The organism is Microbacterium sp. GbtcB4 (assembly GCF_019091465.1).
Lineage (GTDB): Bacteria > Actinomycetota > Actinomycetes > Actinomycetales > Microbacteriaceae > Microbacterium > Microbacterium paraoxydans.
This window is the reverse complement of the sequence record NZ_JAGXJJ010000157.1, coordinates 1-268: the sequence shown is the minus strand read 5'-3', so window position 1 is coordinate 268 and position 268 is coordinate 1. Positions and strand designations below refer to the sequence as shown.

Here is a 268-nt window from a genome sequence, read left to right as displayed (position 1 = left end):
GACTGCTGTTCCTCATCCCCACCCTGTTCGGGCTCAGCATCCTGCTGTTCGCCTGGGTCAGGGCCCCCCCCGGCGGCCCCGCGGTCGCCCTCCTCGGCGAGAAGGCCACCCCGGAGGCCATCGCCAGGGTCAACGAGCTCTTCGGCTTCAACAAGCCCCTCATCGAGCAGTACTTCATCTGGGTCACCCGGCTGCTGCAGGGCGACTTCGGCACCTCCATCCAGACCAACCGGCCGGTCACGGGGGAGGTCCTCCGCCGCTTCCCCCC

The 268-nt window shown here is 69.4% G+C and carries 1 pseudogene; it reads left to right on the top strand.

Going from position 1 to position 268, the window contains the following annotated elements:
- Positions 1-2 precede the first annotated feature (2 nt).
- A pseudogene (locus KVS71_RS17565) lies at positions 3-268 on the top strand (peptide ABC transporter permease); the annotation flags it as partial.